18 protein-coding genes and 1 pseudogene are annotated in these 18,056 nt (G+C 64.7%); 6 read left to right on the top strand and 13 right to left on the bottom strand.

Features of this window, described 5'->3' with window-relative positions:
* Window positions 1-20: 20 nt before the first annotated feature.
* The 4 genes from OIN59_RS11070 to OIN59_RS11085 form a co-directional block, all read right to left on the bottom strand.
* Complete coding sequence (locus OIN59_RS11070) at window positions 21-515, bottom strand: HU family DNA-binding protein (RefSeq protein WP_274110215.1); 495 nt, start codon at window positions 513-515, stop codon at window positions 21-23.
* A 208-nt stretch (window positions 516-723) separates the two neighbouring features.
* Window positions 724-1,365 (bottom strand): PAQR family membrane homeostasis protein TrhA, encoded by a 642-nt coding sequence (trhA, locus tag OIN59_RS11075; RefSeq protein WP_274110217.1) that lies wholly within the window; start codon window positions 1,363-1,365, stop codon window positions 724-726.
* Window positions 1,366-1,372: 7 nt separating this feature from the next.
* Window positions 1,373-1,531 (bottom strand): hypothetical protein, encoded by a 159-nt coding sequence (locus OIN59_RS11080; protein ID WP_274110219.1) that lies wholly within the window; start codon window positions 1,529-1,531, stop codon window positions 1,373-1,375.
* Window positions 1,506-1,637, bottom strand: a complete 132-nt coding sequence (locus tag OIN59_RS11085) for a hypothetical protein (protein ID WP_255342784.1) — start codon at window positions 1,635-1,637, stop codon at window positions 1,506-1,508. The genes OIN59_RS11080 and OIN59_RS11085 overlap by 26 nt, the downstream gene beginning before the upstream one ends.
* Before the next feature lie 185 nt (window positions 1,638-1,822).
* Between OIN59_RS11085 and OIN59_RS11090 the strand changes: the two genes are divergently transcribed.
* Together OIN59_RS11090 and OIN59_RS11095 are read left to right on the top strand one after the other, a co-directional pair.
* Window positions 1,823-2,827 (top strand): M14 family zinc carboxypeptidase, encoded by a 1,005-nt coding sequence (locus OIN59_RS11090; RefSeq protein ID WP_274110224.1) that lies wholly within the window; start codon window positions 1,823-1,825, stop codon window positions 2,825-2,827.
* Window position 2,828: 1 nt separating this feature from the next.
* Complete coding sequence (locus OIN59_RS11095; RefSeq protein ID WP_274110226.1) at window positions 2,829-3,611, top strand: alpha/beta fold hydrolase; 783 nt, start codon at window positions 2,829-2,831, stop codon at window positions 3,609-3,611.
* Window positions 3,612-3,720: 109 nt separating this feature from the next.
* On the opposite strand, the gene OIN59_RS11100 is transcribed toward OIN59_RS11095, so the two are convergent.
* Both OIN59_RS11100 and OIN59_RS11105 read right to left on the bottom strand, forming a co-directional pair.
* Entirely contained in the window at window positions 3,721-5,046 is a 1,326-nt protein-coding gene (locus OIN59_RS11100; RefSeq protein WP_274110228.1) for an SPOR domain-containing protein, read from the bottom strand.
* A gap of 203 nt (window positions 5,047-5,249) precedes the next feature.
* Window positions 5,250-6,200 (bottom strand): annotated as a pseudogene (locus tag OIN59_RS11105) (YcjF family protein).
* 251 nt (window positions 6,201-6,451) lie between these two features.
* Between OIN59_RS11105 and OIN59_RS11110 the strand changes: the two are divergent.
* Both OIN59_RS11110 and OIN59_RS11115 read left to right on the top strand, forming a co-directional pair.
* Complete coding sequence (locus OIN59_RS11110) at window positions 6,452-7,618, top strand: acetyl-CoA acetyltransferase (protein ID WP_274110230.1); 1,167 nt, start codon at window positions 6,452-6,454, stop codon at window positions 7,616-7,618.
* The gene (locus tag OIN59_RS11115) at window positions 7,615-9,129 is read left to right on the top strand and encodes an AMP-binding protein (protein ID WP_274110232.1); all 1,515 of its coding nucleotides are present in this window, start codon (window positions 7,615-7,617) and stop codon (window positions 9,127-9,129) included. The genes OIN59_RS11110 and OIN59_RS11115 overlap by 4 nt, the downstream gene beginning before the upstream one ends.
* A gap of 71 nt (window positions 9,130-9,200) precedes the next feature.
* On the opposite strand, the gene OIN59_RS11120 is transcribed toward OIN59_RS11115, so the two are convergent.
* From OIN59_RS11120 to OIN59_RS11150, 7 genes are read right to left on the bottom strand one after another with little or no spacing between them, the layout of a single operon-like run.
* Window positions 9,201-10,118, bottom strand: a complete 918-nt coding sequence (locus OIN59_RS11120; RefSeq protein WP_274110234.1) for a 3-hydroxyacyl-CoA dehydrogenase family protein — start codon at window positions 10,116-10,118, stop codon at window positions 9,201-9,203.
* Between the two features lie 10 nt (window positions 10,119-10,128).
* A complete protein-coding gene (locus OIN59_RS11125; protein ID WP_274110236.1) occupies window positions 10,129-11,259 on the bottom strand; it encodes a serine hydrolase domain-containing protein in 1,131 nt (376 codons plus the stop codon).
* Window positions 11,256-12,218 carry a branched-chain amino acid ABC transporter permease gene (locus tag OIN59_RS11130; RefSeq protein ID WP_274110238.1) on the bottom strand — a complete coding sequence of 321 codons (963 nt, stop codon included), beginning with the start codon at window positions 12,216-12,218 and terminating at the stop codon, window positions 11,256-11,258. Before OIN59_RS11130 ends, OIN59_RS11125 begins: the two co-directional genes overlap by 4 nt.
* 3 nt (window positions 12,219-12,221) lie before the next feature.
* Window positions 12,222-13,091, bottom strand: a complete 870-nt coding sequence (locus OIN59_RS11135) for a branched-chain amino acid ABC transporter permease (protein WP_274110240.1) — start codon at window positions 13,089-13,091, stop codon at window positions 12,222-12,224.
* Window positions 13,092-13,094: 3 nt separating this feature from the next.
* Window positions 13,095-13,814: an ABC transporter ATP-binding protein gene (locus OIN59_RS11140; RefSeq protein WP_274110242.1), complete on the bottom strand. Its 720-nt coding sequence runs from the start codon at window positions 13,812-13,814 to the stop codon at window positions 13,095-13,097.
* Entirely contained in the window at window positions 13,811-14,620 is an 810-nt protein-coding gene (locus tag OIN59_RS11145) for an ABC transporter ATP-binding protein (RefSeq protein ID WP_274110244.1), read from the bottom strand. The genes OIN59_RS11140 and OIN59_RS11145 overlap by 4 nt, the downstream gene beginning before the upstream one ends.
* A complete protein-coding gene (locus OIN59_RS11150; protein WP_274110246.1) occupies window positions 14,617-15,846 on the bottom strand; it encodes an ABC transporter substrate-binding protein in 1,230 nt (409 codons plus the stop codon). Before OIN59_RS11150 ends, OIN59_RS11145 begins: the two co-directional genes overlap by 4 nt.
* 161 nt (window positions 15,847-16,007) lie before the next feature.
* Here OIN59_RS11150 and OIN59_RS11155 point away from each other — a divergent pair, with 161 nt between their 5' ends.
* Window positions 16,008-16,979: a helix-turn-helix domain-containing protein gene (locus OIN59_RS11155; RefSeq protein WP_274110248.1), complete on the top strand. Its 972-nt coding sequence runs from the start codon at window positions 16,008-16,010 to the stop codon at window positions 16,977-16,979.
* A gap of 327 nt (window positions 16,980-17,306) precedes the next feature.
* A complete protein-coding gene (locus tag OIN59_RS11160; protein ID WP_274110250.1) occupies window positions 17,307-17,954 on the top strand; it encodes a DsbA family oxidoreductase in 648 nt (215 codons plus the stop codon).
* The last annotated feature ends 102 nt before the right edge of the window (window positions 17,955-18,056 follow it).

Below are 18,056 nucleotides of genomic sequence, written 5' to 3' on the forward strand. Positions count from 1 at the left end.
GCCTTGCGGCGCTGGGTGCATCAGGCGGTTGCGTCCTTGAGCTTCTTCAGGGCGCGGGTCTTGATCTTGACCGATGCTGGCTTGGCGGGGAACCAGCGCTCTTCACCCGTGAACGGGTCCTTGCCAAAACGCTTCTTCTTGGCGGGCACTTGCTGCAGGCCGATCTTGAGCACGCCAGGCAGCGTGAATTCGCCAGAGCCCTTCTTGTGCACCGAGCCCAGGATGGCGGCTTCCAGCGCGGCCAGCACGGCCTTGGTGGCCTTGGGCTCCACGCCCGACTGTTCGGCCAGGTGGGCGATCAGCGTGGTCTTGTTGAAAGCAGCCTTGATGGGCTTCAGGGCGGCAGCAGCGGCCACGGGCTTGGCGGCGGCAGCAGCTTTCTTGGCGGCAGGCGCAGCCTTTTTGGCTGCAGGGGCGGCCTTCTTGGCGGCTGGTGCTGCCTTCTTTACAGCGGGTGCTGCGGCCTTGACGGCCACCTTCTTTGCGGGAGCGGGGGTTTTCTTTGCAGTTGCCATGATGTTTTTTCGTTGATTGGAATGACGATGGGCCCTGCCTCTGCGGGCGAGGACCTGCGTGATTTTAGGTGCGATAACGCCAGGCGCGATAGGGCCTGCGTGCTGCAGGTGTTTGCAGCCGTCGCATGGGGGGCGGTGCCACCTGCTTGCGCAGGGCCCGCGAGGCCGTTGCAGGAGCGTGCTTGACGCCCCGTTGTTGTCTGCGTGGCTAGGCTGCCGCCTGCAGGCCCAGCACAGCGATCACGTGGCAGCCCGTGCCCGCGATGACGCAGCCATGCCACACGGCGTGGGCATAGCGCACCACGGTGTCCATCACAAAAAACACCACCCCGGCCGTGTACGCGGCCCCACCGATGACCAACCAGGCCGCACTCACTGCGGGCACATGGGCCATCAGGGGCAAGGCCGCCAGCAGCGCCACCCAGCCCATCGCCACATACAAGGCCGTGGACAGCCAGGGCGCGGCGCGGCGCGTGCGCATCTGGAGCCAGCAACCCGCCAAAGCCGCCAGCCACACCAGCGCCAGGGCGGTGATGTGGTGCGTGTGGCCGGGCGCACTCAACGCAAACGGGGTGAAGCTGCCCGCAATGAACAGGTGGATCGCCGCATGGTCCAGCCGCAGCGCCCATTGCTTGGCCCGCCCCGGCGGCAGCGCGTGGTACAGAGTGGATGCGCCATACAGCAGTGCCATGGTGCCAGCGAACACCAGCACACCCCATGTGGCTGCGGCATGCGTGGAGGCGGCTGACCCCAGCAATTGCGGCACGGCGAGGCAGGCGCCAATCAGCGCGGCGCCATGCAGCGCACTGTTGGCAACCTCCTCGTGTGGGTCCTGCGGCCGGTCGGTCATGGCGACCCTAGTGGTGGGCCGGTGTGTGCAGCCGCTCGCGCCACAGCTGCCAGCGTGCACGCTGCAGGGCCAGAAACTCCACCAGACCCCAGGCCAGTGCACAGGCCAGCATCGCCCAGCCCATGGCCCAGCGGTGGGCCTCAGTCTTGCGCGATGGCGGGTACATCGTCGTGGTCCCAGCCGGTGGTGCGGGGCAGGTCCAGGCTCAGCCACCCGCGTTCATCGAACAGCTCATCGAGCAGTCGCTGCAGTCCGAACAGTTTCCAGAGCATGTTGCGCCTCTTCCAAAGGGTGGTGACTGCAGGCAAGGTAGCGCCCTTGTGTGACGGTTTCGCGTCGGTTCGCACAAACCCCACAGGCGGGCTGCGCCGCTGTTCGCGCAGGGCGGCGAGCGCTATCCTCGTCGCTTGGCATGCGCTCTGGCGTGCTCCACCTACCGACCTCCCTCCCATTGAACATGCTGCCCGAGCTTGCGGCGCTGGAAAAGATCCTGGAGCTGGGGGCGCCCCATCTGCAGGTGCAGGTCGTCCAGCAGGTGTCTGTGGCATCGGGCCAGCACTTTCCCATCTATGCCATCGGTCTGGGCAACCCCGCGCTGGACGTGCCCGCCGTCGGGTTCTTTGGCGGCGTGCATGGGCTGGAGCGCATTGGTGCCGAGGTGGTCATTGCCTACCTGCAAAACGTGGTCATGCGACTGCAGTGGGATACCACCTTGCACCAGCAGCTAGAGCGGGTGCGCCTGGTCTTCATGCCCATCGTCAACCCCGGGGGCATGTGGTCTGCTACGCGCGCCAACCCGCGTGGGGTGGACCTGATGCGCAACGCACCCGTCGATGCGGTGGACCCAGTGCCCTGGGGCATTGGTGGGCAGCGCGTGAGCGCGGGGCTGCCTTGGTACCGGGGGCGGCTGGGCGAGCCCATGGAGGCCGAGAGCCAGGCGCTGTGCGACGTGGTGGCCCAGCAGCTGCTGGCCCGGCCATTCAGCATTGCGCTGGACTGCCACTCGGGCTTCGGGGTGAAGGACCGGCTGTGGTTCCCGTTTGCCCACACCCGCCGGCCCATCCCTCACTTGGCCGAGCTGCATGCTCTGCAAGACATCTTTCTGCAGGCGCACAGCAACCACCAGTACATCATCGAGCCGCAGAGCGCGCAGTACCTGGCCCATGGCGACCTGTGGGACCACCTGTACCTGCAGGCCTGCCGCGATGTGCCTGCACATACCTTTTTGCCGCTGACTCTGGAGATGGGCTCGTGGCTGTGGATCAAGAAGAACCCGCGCCAGCTGTTCTCGCGCAACGGCATCTTCAACCCGCTCATCAACCACCGCCAGCAGCGGGTGCTGCGGCGGCACCTGTCTCTGCTCGACTTTCTGTCGCGCGCTGCCTGCAGCCACGCGCGTTGGGTGCCCGCGCCTGAGCAGCGTGCCCAGCGCCGGGCCGATGCACTGGCGGCGTGGTACTGAGATGTCAGCGCGCTCACCACGCCAATGGATCTTGCTGCGCGGGCTGACGCGCGAGGCCGCGCACTGGGGAGCGTTTGCCGAGGGCTTTGCGCAGGCGATGCCTGGCGACCGGGTGCTGGCGCTGGACCTGCCGGGCAATGGCGAGTTTCACCAGTTGACATCACCCTTGTTGGTGCAGGACATGGTGCAGGCCTGCCGCGTGGAGCTGGCGCGGCGTGCCGTGGCGCCCCCCTACCACCTGCTGGCCATGTCGCTCGGCGCGATGGTGGCTACCGAATGGGCGCGTGTGGCGCCCCACGAGGTGGCGGGCTGCGTGCTCATCAATACCAGCCTGCGGCCGTTCAGCCCGTTCTGGCACCGCCTGCGTGTGCTCAACGTCGTGCCGTTGCTGCGGCTGGCGTGGTTGTGGCGATCTGCCGAGGCGGCAGAGCAGTTGGTGTGGCAGATCACCAGCCGCAGCCCATCTACCCCCAGCACCGTGGTGGCGCAGTGGGCTGCTGTGCGCAGGCAACGGCCGGTGTCGGCCCGCAACGCGCTGCGCCAGCTGGTGGCCGCTGCGCGTTACCGTGCGCCTGCCATGGTGCCTGTGGACAGTGTGTTGCTGCTGGGTAGCCAGCAAGACCAGCTGGTGTCCAGCCAATGCTCGCAGGCCATTGCGCGGGCCTGGGGCCTGCCGCTTCAGTTGCACCCGTGGGCAGGGCATGACCTGCCGCTGGACGACCCGCAGTGGGTCATCGACGCCGTGTTGCAGTGGCTGTCGTGTTGTGGGGAGACGGCTGGATAAATGGGGCTACTGCGTCAGGCCGACCAGCCCGCACTGCGTTACCTGCTCGCGGTACCACTCTGCATACCCAGCGCTGCTGGGGGCAGACCGTCGGCGGCGTGTAGGGCGGCTATTGCTTGAACACCACGGCGTCCAGCGCCATGGTGTGGATCGCCTCGGCAGCCGCATCGGCCTGGGCGCGGGTGGCGTAGGGGCCCACCCGCACGCGGATACGGCGGCCCTTGGCGTTGTTCAGCTCCTGGCGAAACGCGGGCAGGCCTTCGTTGAGTAGGCGCGCCTGGGTCTTGCGCGCGTTGGCCTCTTCGGCAAACAGGCCCACGTTGATGTAGTAGCCAGGGGCCGTGCCAACGGTGGGCACTGCCGTGTCAGCAGCAGACGCCGCTTTGGCTGAAGTCTTGGGCTTGGTGGGGGTTGTTGCGCGGCTGGCGGCATCGCGGCGTGCGGGGGCGGCGGTGCTGGCGGCGGGCGTCGGTGTGCGAGTCGATGCCGCTGGAGCGGTAGGCTTTTGGGGAGGCGCTTTGGCGACCGGGGTGGATGCTGTGGTCGATGCGGATGGTGTCGGGGCTGAGGGCTCGGCCGATTTTTGGACCACAGCGGCAGCAGGGGGGGGCGTGACAGCCAAAGGTGCTGATGCCACAGGCACAGGGGCGGCTGCAGCGGCAGGAGCCGTGGGAGGCTGTGTGGGGGTGGGTGCTGGCGGTGGTTCTGCAGCCACCTTGGCCACAGGCGCAGGCGCTGGTGTGGCCGCCCCTTCGGCCTCAGGCGTTGGCAAGGTCCCCACGGGCTTGGTGGCAGACGCCGCCTGGGCGGCTGCCGTGGCTTGTGCCACCGTGACGGCGGGTTCCAGCGCCAGGGGCTTCACATCCGACGGGGACAGCGCCAGGTAGGCGATCAGTGCGGCCAGGCCCAGCACCACATTCGCCAGCACCAGCACCTGCAGCCGCTTGCGCGAGCTGGCCTGCTTTTCGAGCAGCGCACAGGCCTCGGGCACGGTGCGCGACGCTGCCAGTGCGCGCGCAATGCGTTTGCGGATGTCGGCGTACAGGATGGCGTTGCCATACAGCCCCGGCACGGCAAAGGCCAGCACCGCAAAGGCGCCCAGCACCCCCAGTTCGATGCCCACGGGCCAGTGCAAAAACGAGCGGCCCACGCCGAACACGATCAGGGCCAGCCCCTCGGCCGCCGCCACATAGACCAGCGCGGCGCCCCACAGCTGGCGAAACAGCATCCAGTTCAGGGTACACAGGCAGGCGGCCCAGTTCCAGGTGGTGGTCGTGCGGCCGGTGTCGTCAAAACGCTCGAACACCTTCAGGTAGTAGTCCGTATTCACGGGCCCCAGGGCCAGGCGCGACATGGCCGCCATGGCGTTGTCGGACGGCGAGTCGAGCGACATGGCCGGGATGATGGAGGCGACAGGATCCGTGTGGTCGAGCATGCTCGGATTCTGTCATGCACCGGCCGGTGTGCCACCTGCTGTGTCGCAAGGCGCTGCGCGGCGGCAACGGGTGTGCGCAGCGTGGCGGTGCGCTGCGGGGCGTCCGTGCAGGCCGCCGCGTGCCTGTGGGACGGTTTTTAAGTCAAATCGGCCGCAAGCGCCAGTCAAATATGCGCTGGCAGCTATCAATTAAATAGCGTTCATCATTTTCCCCGCACCAAGGCCATGATCTGGCCCGCGTCCAGCGTGGCCGCCTTTTGCTGGATTTGCGGCAGGTACTGCGTTTGCAACTGCTTGGCGGGCGTGAGCAGGCCCTGAAAGGTCTCGCGCAGCATGGCCGTGCTCATGACCCGGCCACCGGCGTAGTAGCGCTTGGCCACCTGCCCCAGCGCGTAGGTGGTGGCAAACGAAAACGCCATGCCCGTGGCAGCGCCGCCCAGCCCGCCGATGGTGCGGCCCGCCACCTTGCCCAGCAGGCCGCCCAGCAGCTTGCGGCCAAACTGCTCTAGGTACTGCGACGTCATGCCCACGCCTGCAGCGGCGATGAACTCCTTGATGTGGCCCTGGTCCAGCTCCACCCCGTGGGCCTTGCCAATGCCGTACACCATCTTCACCTGCAGCGGGATGATGGCCATCGACGCCCACGACTGCGGCAGCAGCTCCAGCGCGCCGTTGAGCAGCGCATAGTTCAGGATGGATTTGTCCAGCTCTGCATCCGATGCGCTGGCAGCGGCAGCTGCGGCCACGGGCGCTGCCATCGGCACGGCCTTATCGGCCACATCTACCAGCGCGTCGGCTTGCTGGTCAAACGCTGCCGTCTGCGGGTCGTCCAGCTGCAGGGCCGCTTTGAGGCGGGCCAGGAACTCGCGCTCTGCCGCCGTCTGACGGCCGTCCACATCACACACGCACACAGCCATCTCATAGGCCAGCTGGCGGTGCATGGGCTCGCTCAGGCCTTGCACGGCGGCCTGCACGCTGGTGCGCTGCAGCAGCACATCCTGGTAGATGCGCGGCAGGTCGGCCATGCCCCCATCACCCGAGAGCGACTGGGCAATGCGGCGGATCTCTTCGCGTTAGGCATCGTCCTTGTTGCCGTCGGCAAACGCGGCCAGAAGGGCGATGGTGAGGATGGATTTTTGCTGGTCTTGGGTCATGGTGGTCGTGCAGGCAAAAAAGGGGAGGGGTTGCGCACCGCGTGCGGCGGGTTCTGCGGTGGCTTCAGGTGCAGTCTAGGCAATGCGGTTTCAACGCCACAGCGTGTGGGGGATTGAACGGATGGGCTGCGGCGTGTCGCTCACCGGATCCGGGTTTTCCCTTGGGTAGTTGGGCGACTGTGCGGGCGCGCGCTGCTTGCCTACAGTGCTGGGCATTGCACCGTTGTGGCGCAAGTCAATGGAGGATGGATATGGGTGTAGCTATCGTGGGTTGGGCGCATTTGCCGTTTGGTCGGCTGGAAGGCCTGGGGCTCGAAGACCTCATCACGCGCGCGGGTCGCGAGGCCATGCAGCACGCGGGCATCGACGGCACGGTGGTGGATGGCGTGTGGCTGGGCAACCTCAACGGAGGCTTTACGCCCGACGTGTTTGCCTCGTCGCTGGCCCTGCAGTGCGACGACGCCCTGCGGTGGAAGCCCGCCACAAGGTTGGAGAACGCCTGCGCGTCGGGCTCGGCCGCCCTCTATGCGGCGTGTGACGCGATCGAAGCCGGGCGCGCCAAGGTAGCCCTCGTCATCGGCGCAGAAAAGATGACCGCCGTCACGGGTACCGAGACCACGCGCATCCTGGGTGACTGTGGTTACTCGGGCGAGGCGGGCCACCCGCCGGGCGGCTTTCCGGGCATTTTTGCCGCCATCGCGCAGGACTACTTTGCGGCGCATGGTGACCACTCCGCCACCCTGGCGCGCATCGCGGCCAAAAACCACGCCAACGGTGCGCTCAACCCCTGGGCGCACATGCGCAAGGACCTGGGCTTCGAGTTCTGCAACACCGTGTCCGAGCGCAACCCGATGATTGCCGCGCCCCTGCGCAAGACCGACTGCTCGCTGGTGTCAGACGGTGCGGCCGCGCTCATCCTGGCGGCCGACGATGCTGCCGGTGACTTTCCACGCGCCGTGCGGTTCAAGGCCCGCGCACAGGTCAACGACTATCTACCCATGGCGCGCCGCCGCGTGGTGGACTTCGAGGGGCCACGGCGTGCCTGGCAACAGGCGCTGCAGCAGGCGGGCTGCGCGGTGCACGACCTCTCGCTGGCCGAGGTGCACGACTGCTTCACCATTGCCGAGCTGCTCACGTACGAAGCCATGGGCCTGGCGCCCGTGGGGCAGGGCCACCGCCTGCTGGAAGACGGCACCGTGCTGCGCAGCGGCCGCCTGCCCGTCAACGCGTCGGGCGGGCTCAAGGCCAAGGGCCATCCGATTGGCGCCACTGGCGTGTCAATGCATGTGGTGTCGGCCATGCAGCTCATGGGCGAGGCGGGCGATCTGCAGGTGCCGGGCGCCACGCTGGCGGGCGTGTTCAACATGGGCGGCTCGGCCGTGGCCAACTACGTGAGCATTCTGGAGCGCGCCCGATGAACATCGCCCATCTGCTGCGCCGCAGCGCCTTGCTGCACGCCCACCGGCCCGCGCTGCTGCATGGCGACCAGGTGCTGTGGACCTACGGCACGCTGGCCGCGCGCACCGCCGCGCTGGCCGCCCATCTGCGCACGCGCTGTGGCGTGGCCCCCGGCGACCGCGTGGCCATCTATGCCGCCAATGCGCCCGAATACCTGGAGGCCCTGCACGCCATCCTGTGGGCGGGGGCTGTGTCGGTGCCGGTCAACTACAAGCTGCATGCCAAAGAACTCGCCTACGTGCTGTCTGACTCCGGCGCGCGTGTGGTGCTGACCTCTGAAACGCTGGCACCCGCCGTGCGCGAGGCCGGGGCGCCGCATGACGCGGTGCTGGTCTTTGGCTCCGAGGCATACCGCGCCGCAGTCGCCCACACGCCCATGGACGTGTGCGACCGCGTGCCGCATGACGTGGCCTCGCTGTTCTACACCTCGGGCACCACTGGCCGCCCCAAGGGTGTGATGCAGACCCACCGCAACTTGCTGGCCATGACGGCCTGCTACTTCACCGATGTGGACGACGTGCAGCCCGGTGACGCCATGGTCTACGCTGCGCCCATGTCGCACGGCGCGGGGCTCTACAACTACGCCCAGGTGCTGCGCGGCGAACGGCATGTGGTGCCGCTGTCGGGCGGCTTTGAGCCTGCCGAACTGGTGCAGCTCGCGGCCAGCGTGGGCCAGCTCACGCTGTTTGCAGCACCCACCATGGTGCACCGCCTGGTGGACCATGTGCGTGCCACGGGTGCTGACGTATCGGGCTTCAAGACCATCGTCTACGGCGGCGGCCCCATGTACGCCGACGACCTGCGCAACGCTCTGGCCGTGATGGGCAACCGCTTTGTGCAAATCTACGGCCAGGGCGAAAGCCCCATGACCATCACAGCCCTGCAGCGCGCCCAGCTGGCCGACCACAACCACCCGCGCTGGGCAGAGCGCATGGTGTCGGTGGGCGTGGCGCAGTCGCTGGTGGAGGTGCGCGTTGTCGATGCCACGGGTCAGCCCCTGCCCACCGGCGAGACCGGCGAGGTGGTGGTGCGCGGCGACACCGTGATGCCCGGCTACTGGAACAACCCCACCGCCACGGCGCAGACCCTGCGCGACGGCTGGCTCTACACCGGCGATATGGGCGCGCTGGATGCCGATGGCTTTCTCACGCTCAAGGACCGGTCCAAGGACGTGATCATCTCCGGCGGCAGCAACATTTACCCGCGTGAGGTCGAAGAGGTGCTGCTGATGCACCCCCTGGTGCGCGAGGTGGCCGTGGTGGGCCAGCGCGATGCCGAATGGGGCGAGGTGGTGGTGGCCTTCCTTGTGTCAGGGGAGGGCGGTGCGGTAGACGATGCGGTGCTGGATGCACTGTGCCTGGAGCACATAGCGCGGTTTAAAAGGCCCAAGGAATACCGGTGGGTGGAGGGGTTGCCAAAGAACAGTTATGGAAAGGTTCTCAAGACGGCATTGAGGGGCGATGCGGGATAGATTTCGACATGCTGGCGAAATGGCCCGGATCCTGTCATCGGGCGATTTGAACAGTGCTGACCGCAATGCGGTTACGGGAGCATCATTTGGCGCCGAGCCTGAAGGTATTGCGCTTCGCGCTTTGCGTCCCATGTGTGAAGTCCGCGCCCGGTCGAACGGCCCATCTCGCCGCGCGCGACGTGTTCGCGTAGCACGTCTAGCACGCCTTCGCCTTTGGCCAGCTCGGGCATCAGATGTTCGGAGATCTGCAGGAATGTCTGCAAGCCACCGCCGTCGGCACCGGTGAGTGGACCGAACCATCGATAGCGTCGGCCTAGTGAGTGCACCATTACACGGTCGATCGTTTCTGCGTCAGCGACGCCTTCGCGCAGCAGATGCAGCGCTTCGCGCAGTATTGCGAACTGAATGCGGTTTCCTATGAAGCCAGGCAGGGCCTTGGCCAGTTGCACTGGCTCGCAGCCTGCGTTGCGTAGGAGCTCAACAGTGTCGTTCAACACTTCGGCATCGGTATGGGCACTGGGAACCACCTCAACTAGAGGGATGAGGTGCGGTGGGTTCCAGAAATGCGCTACCAGAAAGCGCTGCGGCCACTGCATGTACTCACTCAGCAGATCCGGCATGAAGCCGCTGGTGCTGCTGGCGATCCGCGTGGAGGAGGACACGCAGCGCTCCAGCGTCTCATACAGAGCTCGTTTTGCCGGAAGCGATTCGATGATGGCTTCGATCACCAGCCTTGCCCCGGCCATCGCTTCTACAGTGGGTGTGAAGCGGATTCGCGCCTGCGCAGCACTAGCTTGTGCCGGTGTAACGGCTTGGGCATCGACCAGTTCTGCTAGCACCGCCGCACAGTTGCCGCTCACGCGCTCCTGGGCGCCAGGTGCGTTGTCATGAATCCGCACGTCCATGCCAGCCAAGGCGAACTTTGTGGTGATGCCGCAGCCCATCAAGCCACCGCCCATCACACCTATTGTCGAGTCTGACGCGTTCATCGAATTGCTCCTAGCTTTTTTCTGCATACACGGCGTGGCGAGCCGCATCGCGGTAATACAGGCGCTGTGAAGGCGCTTGCATCATCACCACGACAACTTGGCCCGTGGCCGGATCGCACCAAAAATTGGTGCCGGAAAAGCCTGGCCAGCTGAAGTCGCCCACGTGGCCCGGTGGCTGCCCCGCCGCGTCGCGCAGCCGCACCGACAGGCCCAGGCCAAAGCCGCGGCCATTCTTCGGCAACGGCGCCACGCTGCCCAGGTTTTCGGTGTGCTCGCCATAGTGCACGGCTTCGGGTAGATGGTTCTTTCGCATCTGGCGCACCGTGCTGGCTTGCAGTACCTGTCGACCCTCGAAACAGCCGTCGTCAAGCAGCATGCGGGCAAAGTGTGCATAGTCGCGTGCCGTAGACCAGAGTCCGGCGCCGCCGGACTGCCAGCGGGCGCCCTGCGGGGGGGGCGCCAGGTCGAAGGATTCGTGGGGCAAGGGGCGCGCAATGAGGTGGGCAGCGTCGCTGCGCACCTCGAACCCGGTGCTCTCCATGCCCAGGGGGGCGAAGATGCGCTCGCGCATCACCTCGCCGAGCGGCTGTCCGGTGCAGGCTTCCACCACCCGGCCCAGTACATCGGTCGCCATGCTGTATTCGAACACTGTGCCCGGCTCGTGCAGCAGCGGTAGACGCGCCAGCTTGCTCACCATGTCGGCATTCGACTGGCTGTAGTCTATGGCCTTCGCCTGCACGTAGGCACTGCGTACCGCGTCACCGCCCATGAACCCGTAGGTGAGCCCGGTGGTATGGCGCATTAGATCCAGCACAGTCATTGGCGACGGCGGCTCACTGCCATCGACCAGCCGCTGATTGTGTAGCTCTGGCAAATGGGCAGTGACAGCATCCGAGAGCTGCAAGTGGCCTTGCTCTACCAGGGTGAGTGCGGCCACCGTGGTCACGGGCTTTGTCATTGATGCGATCCAGAAGCGCGCGTCCAATGGCATGGTCTGGCTGCGCGAAGCGTCCAGCCAACCCGTGCTTTCCAGGTGCAGCGTCTGACCCGCATGCTCTGCCAGCGCCACCGCGCCCGCGATGCGCCCTTCGCGGACGCCATCGTGTAGTAGTGCGAGCAGCGCTGCAAAGTTTGGACTCATTGTTTTTTCCTCCACAGGTACTGCACTCGCTCGGACAAACCTCCAGGGGCGGCGTAGATGATGAGCATCAGGATCACGCCGTACACCGCCCAGGGCGCCGCCTTGGATACTTGCTCTGCCAGCTTGGGTATGAACTGAATAAAGAGAGCCCCGAACAGCGGTCCCGCTCGCATTCCCAATCCTCCGACGATGGCCCCTACCAGCAGGCTGATCGATAGAAATACATGAAAGCTGTCTGGTGACACGAATTGGGTAGCGAAGGCGCCCAGTGCACCGGCCACCCCGGTCACGGCGGCGCTGATGCCGAACACGATTGACGTGATCCATGCACGATTCACCCCCATTGCCACGGCGGCAATTGGCTGCTCACGGATGGCCACGATAGCGCGGCCCACACGACCGCGCAGCAGGCCATCGACAAGCCAGAAGCCCAGCACGGCGATGCTCAGACAAACCAGGTAGAACCAATGGTCTTGACCAAAGCGCCACCATCCCGGCGCCTCAATAGGCGCGAGGTTGACGCCCTGCACGCCGCCAGTCCAGGCGCTCAGTGCTGCGTGTTTGAGGATCTGCGGTACTGCCAACGCCAGCGCGAAGGTGGCGAGCGCAAGATACGGCCCCTGCAGCCGAAGCGCAGGCCAACCGAAGGCCAATCCGACCACGAAGCACAACAGCCCGGCACTAGGCACGGCCGCCCACCAAGGCAGGCCAAATGCGTTTAGGAGTACCACGGCGGTGTAAGCGCCCAGCGCCATGAAGGCGCCGTGACCGAGCGATAGTTGGCCTGCGTAGCCTGTCAGCAGGTTCAGTCCCAGCAATGCCAGGAAGATGATCAACAGATGCGACAACTGGAATGCTTGATAGCCGCTCAGGGCGAACGGGACCAGTGCTGCGAGGACAAGCGCAGCGAGTACCAGCGAACGGCGAACCGCAAAGGAATTCAGCAAAGTGGACAACATGTTTCAGACCCGAACGACGGTGGAGCGGCCAAACAAACCCGCCGGTCGCACCAGAAGAACAAGGAGGATGACGCCCAGTGCGAACACCAGCTTTAGCTCGGTGCCCACGAGGTAGGCGCCAGCGAGGTTCTCGGCGATTCCGATCAAGATACCGCCGACGGCCGCGCCCCAGGGGTTGGTGATGCCACCCAGCAGCGCGCCGGCAAAGGCGTACAGCAATAGCCCGCTCATCAGGTGCGGATCGAGGTAGAGCAAGGGTGCGGCCATCATTCCGGCCACACTGCCCAGTGCGGCCGCAAGCCCCCAGCCCAGGGCCTGCGTCGCCCCCACGGGGATGCCTACCAACTGGCTGGCCATGGGGTTCTGCGCAGCGGCGCGCATGGCCAGGCCGACAACGGTGTAGCGGAAGAACGCGAACACCACGCTGAGCACTGCCAGCGTCACCAGCACCAGCCCCAGCTCATGCCCACTGAGGTAGGGCGCTCCGGCCTTCCATCCATCGAATGGCGAGGGGAAGGAGCGGCTGGTGAACCCCCAGATCCATCCGGCCAGGCTGTTGAATATCACCAGCAAGCTGATGGAGATCGCCACAGTGGACAGTACCGGGGCCTTTTCTACCGGGCGGATGAAAACGCGGTGGATGGCTGCACCACCGACCAGCGACAACGCCAGTACGCCGAAGAAAGTCACCCAGTACGGCACACCGGCCTGGATGGCGGTGGCCGCCAGGTAAGTGGAGAACATCGCCATCTCGCCTTGGGCGAAATTGATGTGATGGGTGGACTGGTAAATCATCACCAGGGCCAGTGCCAGGCTGGCATAGATACAGCCGCTAGCAAAGCCCGAGGCGAGTTGATGCAGAAATGCGTGCATAGATCAACTTCCAAGGTAGGCGCGGCGAACCGCATGGTCGCTACGCAGTTCGACGGCGCTGCCGCTCAGAACGATGCGCCCGGTCTCCAGCAGATAGGCCCGCGCAGCAAGGTTCAGTGCCATCGCTGCGTTCTGCTCCACCAGCACTACGCTGGTCTGGTGCGCTGCATTGATCTGCCGCAGGATGTCGAAGATGTCGCCAACGATGCGGGGAGCGAGCCCGAAAGAGGGTTCATCGAGCAGCAGCAGGTGCGGATCGAGCATCAGTGCACGGCCGATGGCCAGCATCTGCTGCTCGCCGCCTGACAGCGTGCCTGCCTGTTGTCTATAGCGTTCTCGCAGGCGTGGAAAGTAACCCAGCGTGCGCTCCAGCGCGTCCTGCGAAAACCCACCCTTGCGAGCGAAAGCACCCAACCTCAGGTTCTCTTCGACGCTCAGGTGGGCGAAGGTGCCGCGTCCATCTGGTACGTGGGCCACGCCCAGCCGCACGATCTGTGAGGCGCTGCGGTTCATCACGTCTTGACCAGCCACAGCAATGCGGCCACTGCGCTGCACCATAGTGTTCGATATGGCGCGCAGCAGGCTGGTCTTGCCCGCGCCGTTGGCACCCAGCACGCAGACGATCTCACCCGCAGCGACATTCAGTGATATTTTTTCCAGCACCCTCACTGCGCCGTAGGCGACGTGCAAGTTCTGGATTTCCAGCATCCATGACGCGCTCATGGTGTCGCCCCTCCAAGGTAAGCGCTGATCACAGCCTCATTGGCGCTGACCTCGGCAGGCGTACCGTCGGCAATTTTGGCGCCGAAGTTCAGCGCTACCACTTGGTCGGATGTGCGCATCACCAGGTTCATGTGATGCTCCACCAACAGCACCGCTGCCTGCCACTCGTCGCGAATGCGCAGGATGGTGTCGCGCAATTGATCAACTTCCTCGTGGTTGAGGCCCGCGGCAGGCTCGTCCAGCAGCAGCATGCGCGGGCGCGACACTAGCGCGCGCGCCAGCTCCACCCGCTTTCGCGTACCGAAGGGCAACTCGCCCACCAAGCGTCCAGCCAAGGCCGTGAGCGACATGGCTTCCAGTACCGCATCGGTGGCCTCTGCGATGCGGCGCTCCTCGACCCATCCACGGCGCAGGCGCAGCGCGCCGGTCAAGAAGCCGCAACGTGTCACGCTGTGCATCCCCACACGCACGTTGTCGCGCACATCCAGCGCCGGAAACAATGCGGTGTGCTGGAAGGTCCGGGCCAACCCCAGTGCTGCGATGCGGTGCGCTGGGCGTTTCGCAATAGGCACCCCCGCAAATACGATCTCACCCGCCGTGGGCCTGTATAGACTGCCAAGGCAGTTAAACAAAGTGGTCTTGCCAGCACCATTGGGACCAACAATCCCGCAGATGCTGCGCGCTTGCACTTCGAAAGAGACTTCCTGCAGGGCCTGTATGCCCCCAAAGCGCATGCTGACGCCACGCACTTGCAGCAACGCGCTAACGGCAGGTGTGGTCGACGCACTCGAAGCGACTTGCGTCATGAGCCGGACTTGCCTTCGCGCACGGTGCTCAGCATTTCACCGAACGGCTTCCAGCCAGCACCGTCCCATCGCATGAGTTGCAACTGCTTGACCGGGTAGTGATCGTCCTTGGCGGTGCTTACCCGGATGCCGGGCAACAGTGTCGGCAACTCCACGTCCTTGAGGTTTTCCGCCTGGTGCATGATGTTTTCGCGGCTCAAGTCGCTGCCCGCCTGCTTGAGAACCTGCACGAGCAGCGTACCGGTGTTGAAGGCCAGGACAGGAAGGCCGTCATTGACGTTCTCGTTGGGCAGGTACTTGGCCATGAACGCACGGTACGCTTTCATGCCCGAGTCCTGATCCCAGGTCGCGTCTCGCGGCTCCTTGGCAAAGCTACCGCTGATCAGCGTCACTGCAGTGCGGTTCTTCGCTGAATCCGTGGTGGCCGGGAAGTTCGCTGCGCCCAAGGCCACATACATGGTGGTGTTCCAGTTCATGTCATAGGCTTTGCGAATCGCCTGTCCCGCGAACTTGGGAATGGCGGCCAGCACGATCACCTCAGCCCCTGCGGCTTGCAGGCTGACCACTTGCGAGTCCACCGTCGCGTCGCTGGTTTCGTAGGAAACCACTTTGACGAGCTGTCCGGCCTTTTCCTTGCCCAGAACGTCCTGTACGCCCTTGAGATAGTCCCGTCCGAAGTCGTCGTTCTGGTGAAGCACGCCGATCTTGGCCTGGGGTGTGTTTTGCAGGATACGCTTGGCGTAAATTTGTGCCTCGTGGCGGAAGCTAGGCTGAAAGCCCATGCTCCACGGCAGTGACTTGTGGTCGCCCCACTTGTCGGCACCTGTGCCGAGAAAAAGATGCGGCACCTTCTGCCGGTTCAGGTAGGGCGCCTGCGCGGAGTTGGTGGGTGTGCCGAAGCTGCCATACATCAGCAGCACCTTGTCCTGTTCGACCATCTTGCGCACGGCTTCGAAGGACTTGTTAGGCACATATTCATCGTCCGCCACGACCAGTTCGATCGTGCGTCCGTTGACGCCGCCTTGCTCATTGACCATCCTGAAGAAGGCGGCGTTGGTACGCGCCAGCTGGCCATACGCCGCGGCCGGTCCGCTGAGCGCAGCAGTGTGGCCAATGCGAATCGGGGTTGCAGGGCTCTGGGCCTGAGCGGTCGCCGCGCTCAGCGCGAGCAAGGCAAATGCGGTGTGGGCCGCGTGGCGGAGGACGAGCGAGGTTCGGCGCATCATGTCTGTCTCCTGATCGGTTTGTGAGAGGAGCGTTGATCGTAGGAAGAATCCGGCGCGTGACCTTGACCCAGCCACGGCGATTGCTTGACCCAGCACGAGGTGTCCGTATTCAGGGTTGATGCTCTGGACGCGCTTTGGCCAAAGAGCAAAATCTGTCTTCTATGAAGCCCATTGCCGTAGATACCCGCCTCATGCCTGGTACGGAGCGGATCGAAGCCTGGCGAGACGCCTTGCAGGGCGCCTTCGGCCCCATGTTCATCGATCCGATTCCGGGGGAAGACTTTGAGGGCGAGTTGCGTTCTACCCGGCGTGGCCCACTGGTTTTTCACGACATGTGCTACGGCGGAATGCGCTTGTGGCGTCGCCCGATAGATGTCGCGAAAATGCACGAGGAGTTCTTTACCCTGACCCTGCCTGGCTCCGGGCTGGAGGTTGAGCAGCGCGGACAGACACTGCAGCTGCTCGGCGGGCAGGCCTATCTGTTTAATCACGCGGTCACCTACCGTACTCGCCCGCCAAGCCCATATCGCACGCGCAGCATCGCCTTTCCAGCCAGCCTTCTACGTCTGCGTGTGCGCGATTTGCAGCCCTTCTACGCCTTAGACAACTACATTGCCACGACCGGTGGACTGAGCTTGATCCGGTCGTTTGCCGATCATCTCTCGCAAGGCGCGGTGAATTGGTCCGACCATGAGTTCACGGCGCTGTCAGACCAGTTTCTGGATTTGCTGGGGCTCTTCTTGCAAACGGGCAATGCCAACGTCGCCAGTGCCGAATCCTGCACGCAAGCCGGCCATCGACAGCGCGCGTTGCACTACATTCGCATTCACGCCAGCGATCCGGAGCTGAGTCCCCTGCGCGTGGCTCAGGCATGCGGCATTTCGCTGGGCTACCTGCACGAGGTGTTTCGCGGCCCCGGCATGGCTGTTGAGCAGAAAATCTTTGAAGAACGCCTGGAGCTTGCGCGCCGCTTGTTGATTGACCCCCGCCGCAAGGGCGTGCCAATCCAGACACTGGCGTATGAAGCCGGGTTCAGCGACCCTGCGCATTTCTCCCGCCGCTTCAAGCGTCGCTTTGGGGTAACGCCAGGAGAGCTGCGTGCAGAGCAGAGAACCTTGGTGCGTCCGCGCTGAGCGCTTGGCTTTCTTCGCTCTTTCTGTCCGGGCGGTGGAAGGTGAAAAGCTCATAGGCTGCGCTGGCACATCATTCGGGTCAGTCGCTGCGTTCCCCAAAGCGCTGACATTAGTGAATAGATCCCGTAATTGAATGGGCGTCGTTGGGCCGCGGGTGAAGCGGGGCGGAGCTTTCAAGTACCAACGCGGTCGGTAGGTCGGCGGGTTGGCAGCCGCCGCTAGGCCCGCGCTGCCAGGCAGTGCACAGCGGTGGGGCTGCGGCACGATTGTCATGTCCAAGGCTAATATGCCCCTTTTGCACTTTTTGCCTCGCAGGAGCTACTTTCCATGCCCACCACCCTCAAAATCGATTTCGTCTCCGATGTCTCCTGCCCCTGGTGCGTCATCGGCCTCAAGGCGCTGGAGCAGGCGGCCGATCGCTTGAAGAGCGAAGTGGTGCTGAATCTGCACTTTCAGCCTTTCGAGTTGAACCCGCAGATGGGCCCGGAGGGCCAGGACATCAATGAGCATCTGCAGGAAAAGTATGGCTCCACGCCAGAGCAACTCGAACGCAACCGCGAAGCCATTGCTGCGCGTGGGGCCGACCTGGGGTTTACCTTCGGCAAGGGCAAACGCAGCCGTGTGTACAACACCTTCGACGCGCACCGGCTGTTGCACTGGGCTGAAGAAAAGGGCCTGCAGCCGCAACTCAAGCACGCGCTGTTCAAGGCGTATTTCACCGACGGTCAGGACCCCAGCAACCACGAGGTGCTGGTGCGTGTGGTGGGCGAGGTGGGGCTGGATGTGGCCGAAGCGCGTGCGCTGCTGGCCTCAGACCGCTACGCCGACGAGGTGCGCGAGCGCGAGCAGTTCTATCTGCAAAACGGCATCCATTCGGTGCCGGCGATCATCGTCAACGAGCGCCACCTGATCCAGGGTGGGCAGCCGGTGGAGGTGTTTGAGCAGGCGCTGAGGCAGATTGCGGCGCAGGGTTGAATGCTATCTATTTAATAGCTGTTCGGGCATATTGCACTAGCGCTACCGGCTTGTGCGATCAAAAAAGGGGCCGCAGCCCCTTTTTTGATGTCTGAGTGATGC

It is taken from the genome of Acidovorax benzenivorans (assembly GCF_028680575.1).
Taxonomy (GTDB): domain Bacteria; phylum Pseudomonadota; class Gammaproteobacteria; order Burkholderiales; family Burkholderiaceae_C; genus Acidovorax; species Acidovorax benzenivorans.

Bases quoted from the DNA above. Each gene is read 5' to 3' on its own strand.
- OIN59_RS11095 (WP_274110226.1), top strand. From the start codon at position 2,829: ATGTCAGCGCGCTCACCACGCCAATGGATCTTGCTGCGCGGGCTGACG.
- OIN59_RS11135 (WP_274110240.1), bottom strand. From the start codon at position 13,091: ATGCACGCATTTCTGCATCAACTCGCCTCGGGCTTTGCTAGCGGCTGT.
- OIN59_RS11125 (WP_274110236.1), bottom strand. From the start codon at position 11,259: ATGAGTCCAAACTTTGCAGCGCTGCTCGCACTACTACACGATGGCGTC.
- OIN59_RS11140 (WP_274110242.1), bottom strand. From the start codon at position 13,814: ATGAGCGCGTCATGGATGCTGGAAATCCAGAACTTGCACGTCGCCTAC.
- trhA (WP_274110217.1), bottom strand. From the start codon at position 1,365: ATGACCGACCGGCCGCAGGACCCACACGAGGAGGTTGCCAACAGTGCG.
- OIN59_RS11155 (WP_274110248.1), top strand. From the start codon at position 16,008: ATGAAGCCCATTGCCGTAGATACCCGCCTCATGCCTGGTACGGAGCGG.
- OIN59_RS11145 (WP_274110244.1), bottom strand. From the start codon at position 14,620: ATGACGCAAGTCGCTTCGAGTGCGTCGACCACACCTGCCGTTAGCGCG.
- OIN59_RS11085 (WP_255342784.1), bottom strand. From the start codon at position 1,637: ATGCTCTGGAAACTGTTCGGACTGCAGCGACTGCTCGATGAGCTGTTC.
- OIN59_RS11120 (WP_274110234.1), bottom strand. From the start codon at position 10,118: ATGAACGCGTCAGACTCGACAATAGGTGTGATGGGCGGTGGCTTGATG.
- OIN59_RS11115 (WP_274110232.1), top strand. From the start codon at position 7,615: ATGAACATCGCCCATCTGCTGCGCCGCAGCGCCTTGCTGCACGCCCAC.
- OIN59_RS11100 (WP_274110228.1), bottom strand. From the start codon at position 5,046: ATGCTCGACCACACGGATCCTGTCGCCTCCATCATCCCGGCCATGTCG.
- OIN59_RS11110 (WP_274110230.1), top strand. From the start codon at position 6,452: ATGGGTGTAGCTATCGTGGGTTGGGCGCATTTGCCGTTTGGTCGGCTG.
- OIN59_RS11150 (WP_274110246.1), bottom strand. From the start codon at position 15,846: ATGATGCGCCGAACCTCGCTCGTCCTCCGCCACGCGGCCCACACCGCA.
- OIN59_RS11160 (WP_274110250.1), top strand. From the start codon at position 17,307: ATGCCCACCACCCTCAAAATCGATTTCGTCTCCGATGTCTCCTGCCCC.
- OIN59_RS11070 (WP_274110215.1), bottom strand. From the start codon at position 515: ATGGCAACTGCAAAGAAAACCCCCGCTCCCGCAAAGAAGGTGGCCGTC.
- OIN59_RS11090 (WP_274110224.1), top strand. From the start codon at position 1,823: ATGCTGCCCGAGCTTGCGGCGCTGGAAAAGATCCTGGAGCTGGGGGCG.
- OIN59_RS11080 (WP_274110219.1), bottom strand. From the start codon at position 1,531: ATGTACCCGCCATCGCGCAAGACTGAGGCCCACCGCTGGGCCATGGGC.
- OIN59_RS11130 (WP_274110238.1), bottom strand. From the start codon at position 12,218: ATGTTGTCCACTTTGCTGAATTCCTTTGCGGTTCGCCGTTCGCTGGTA.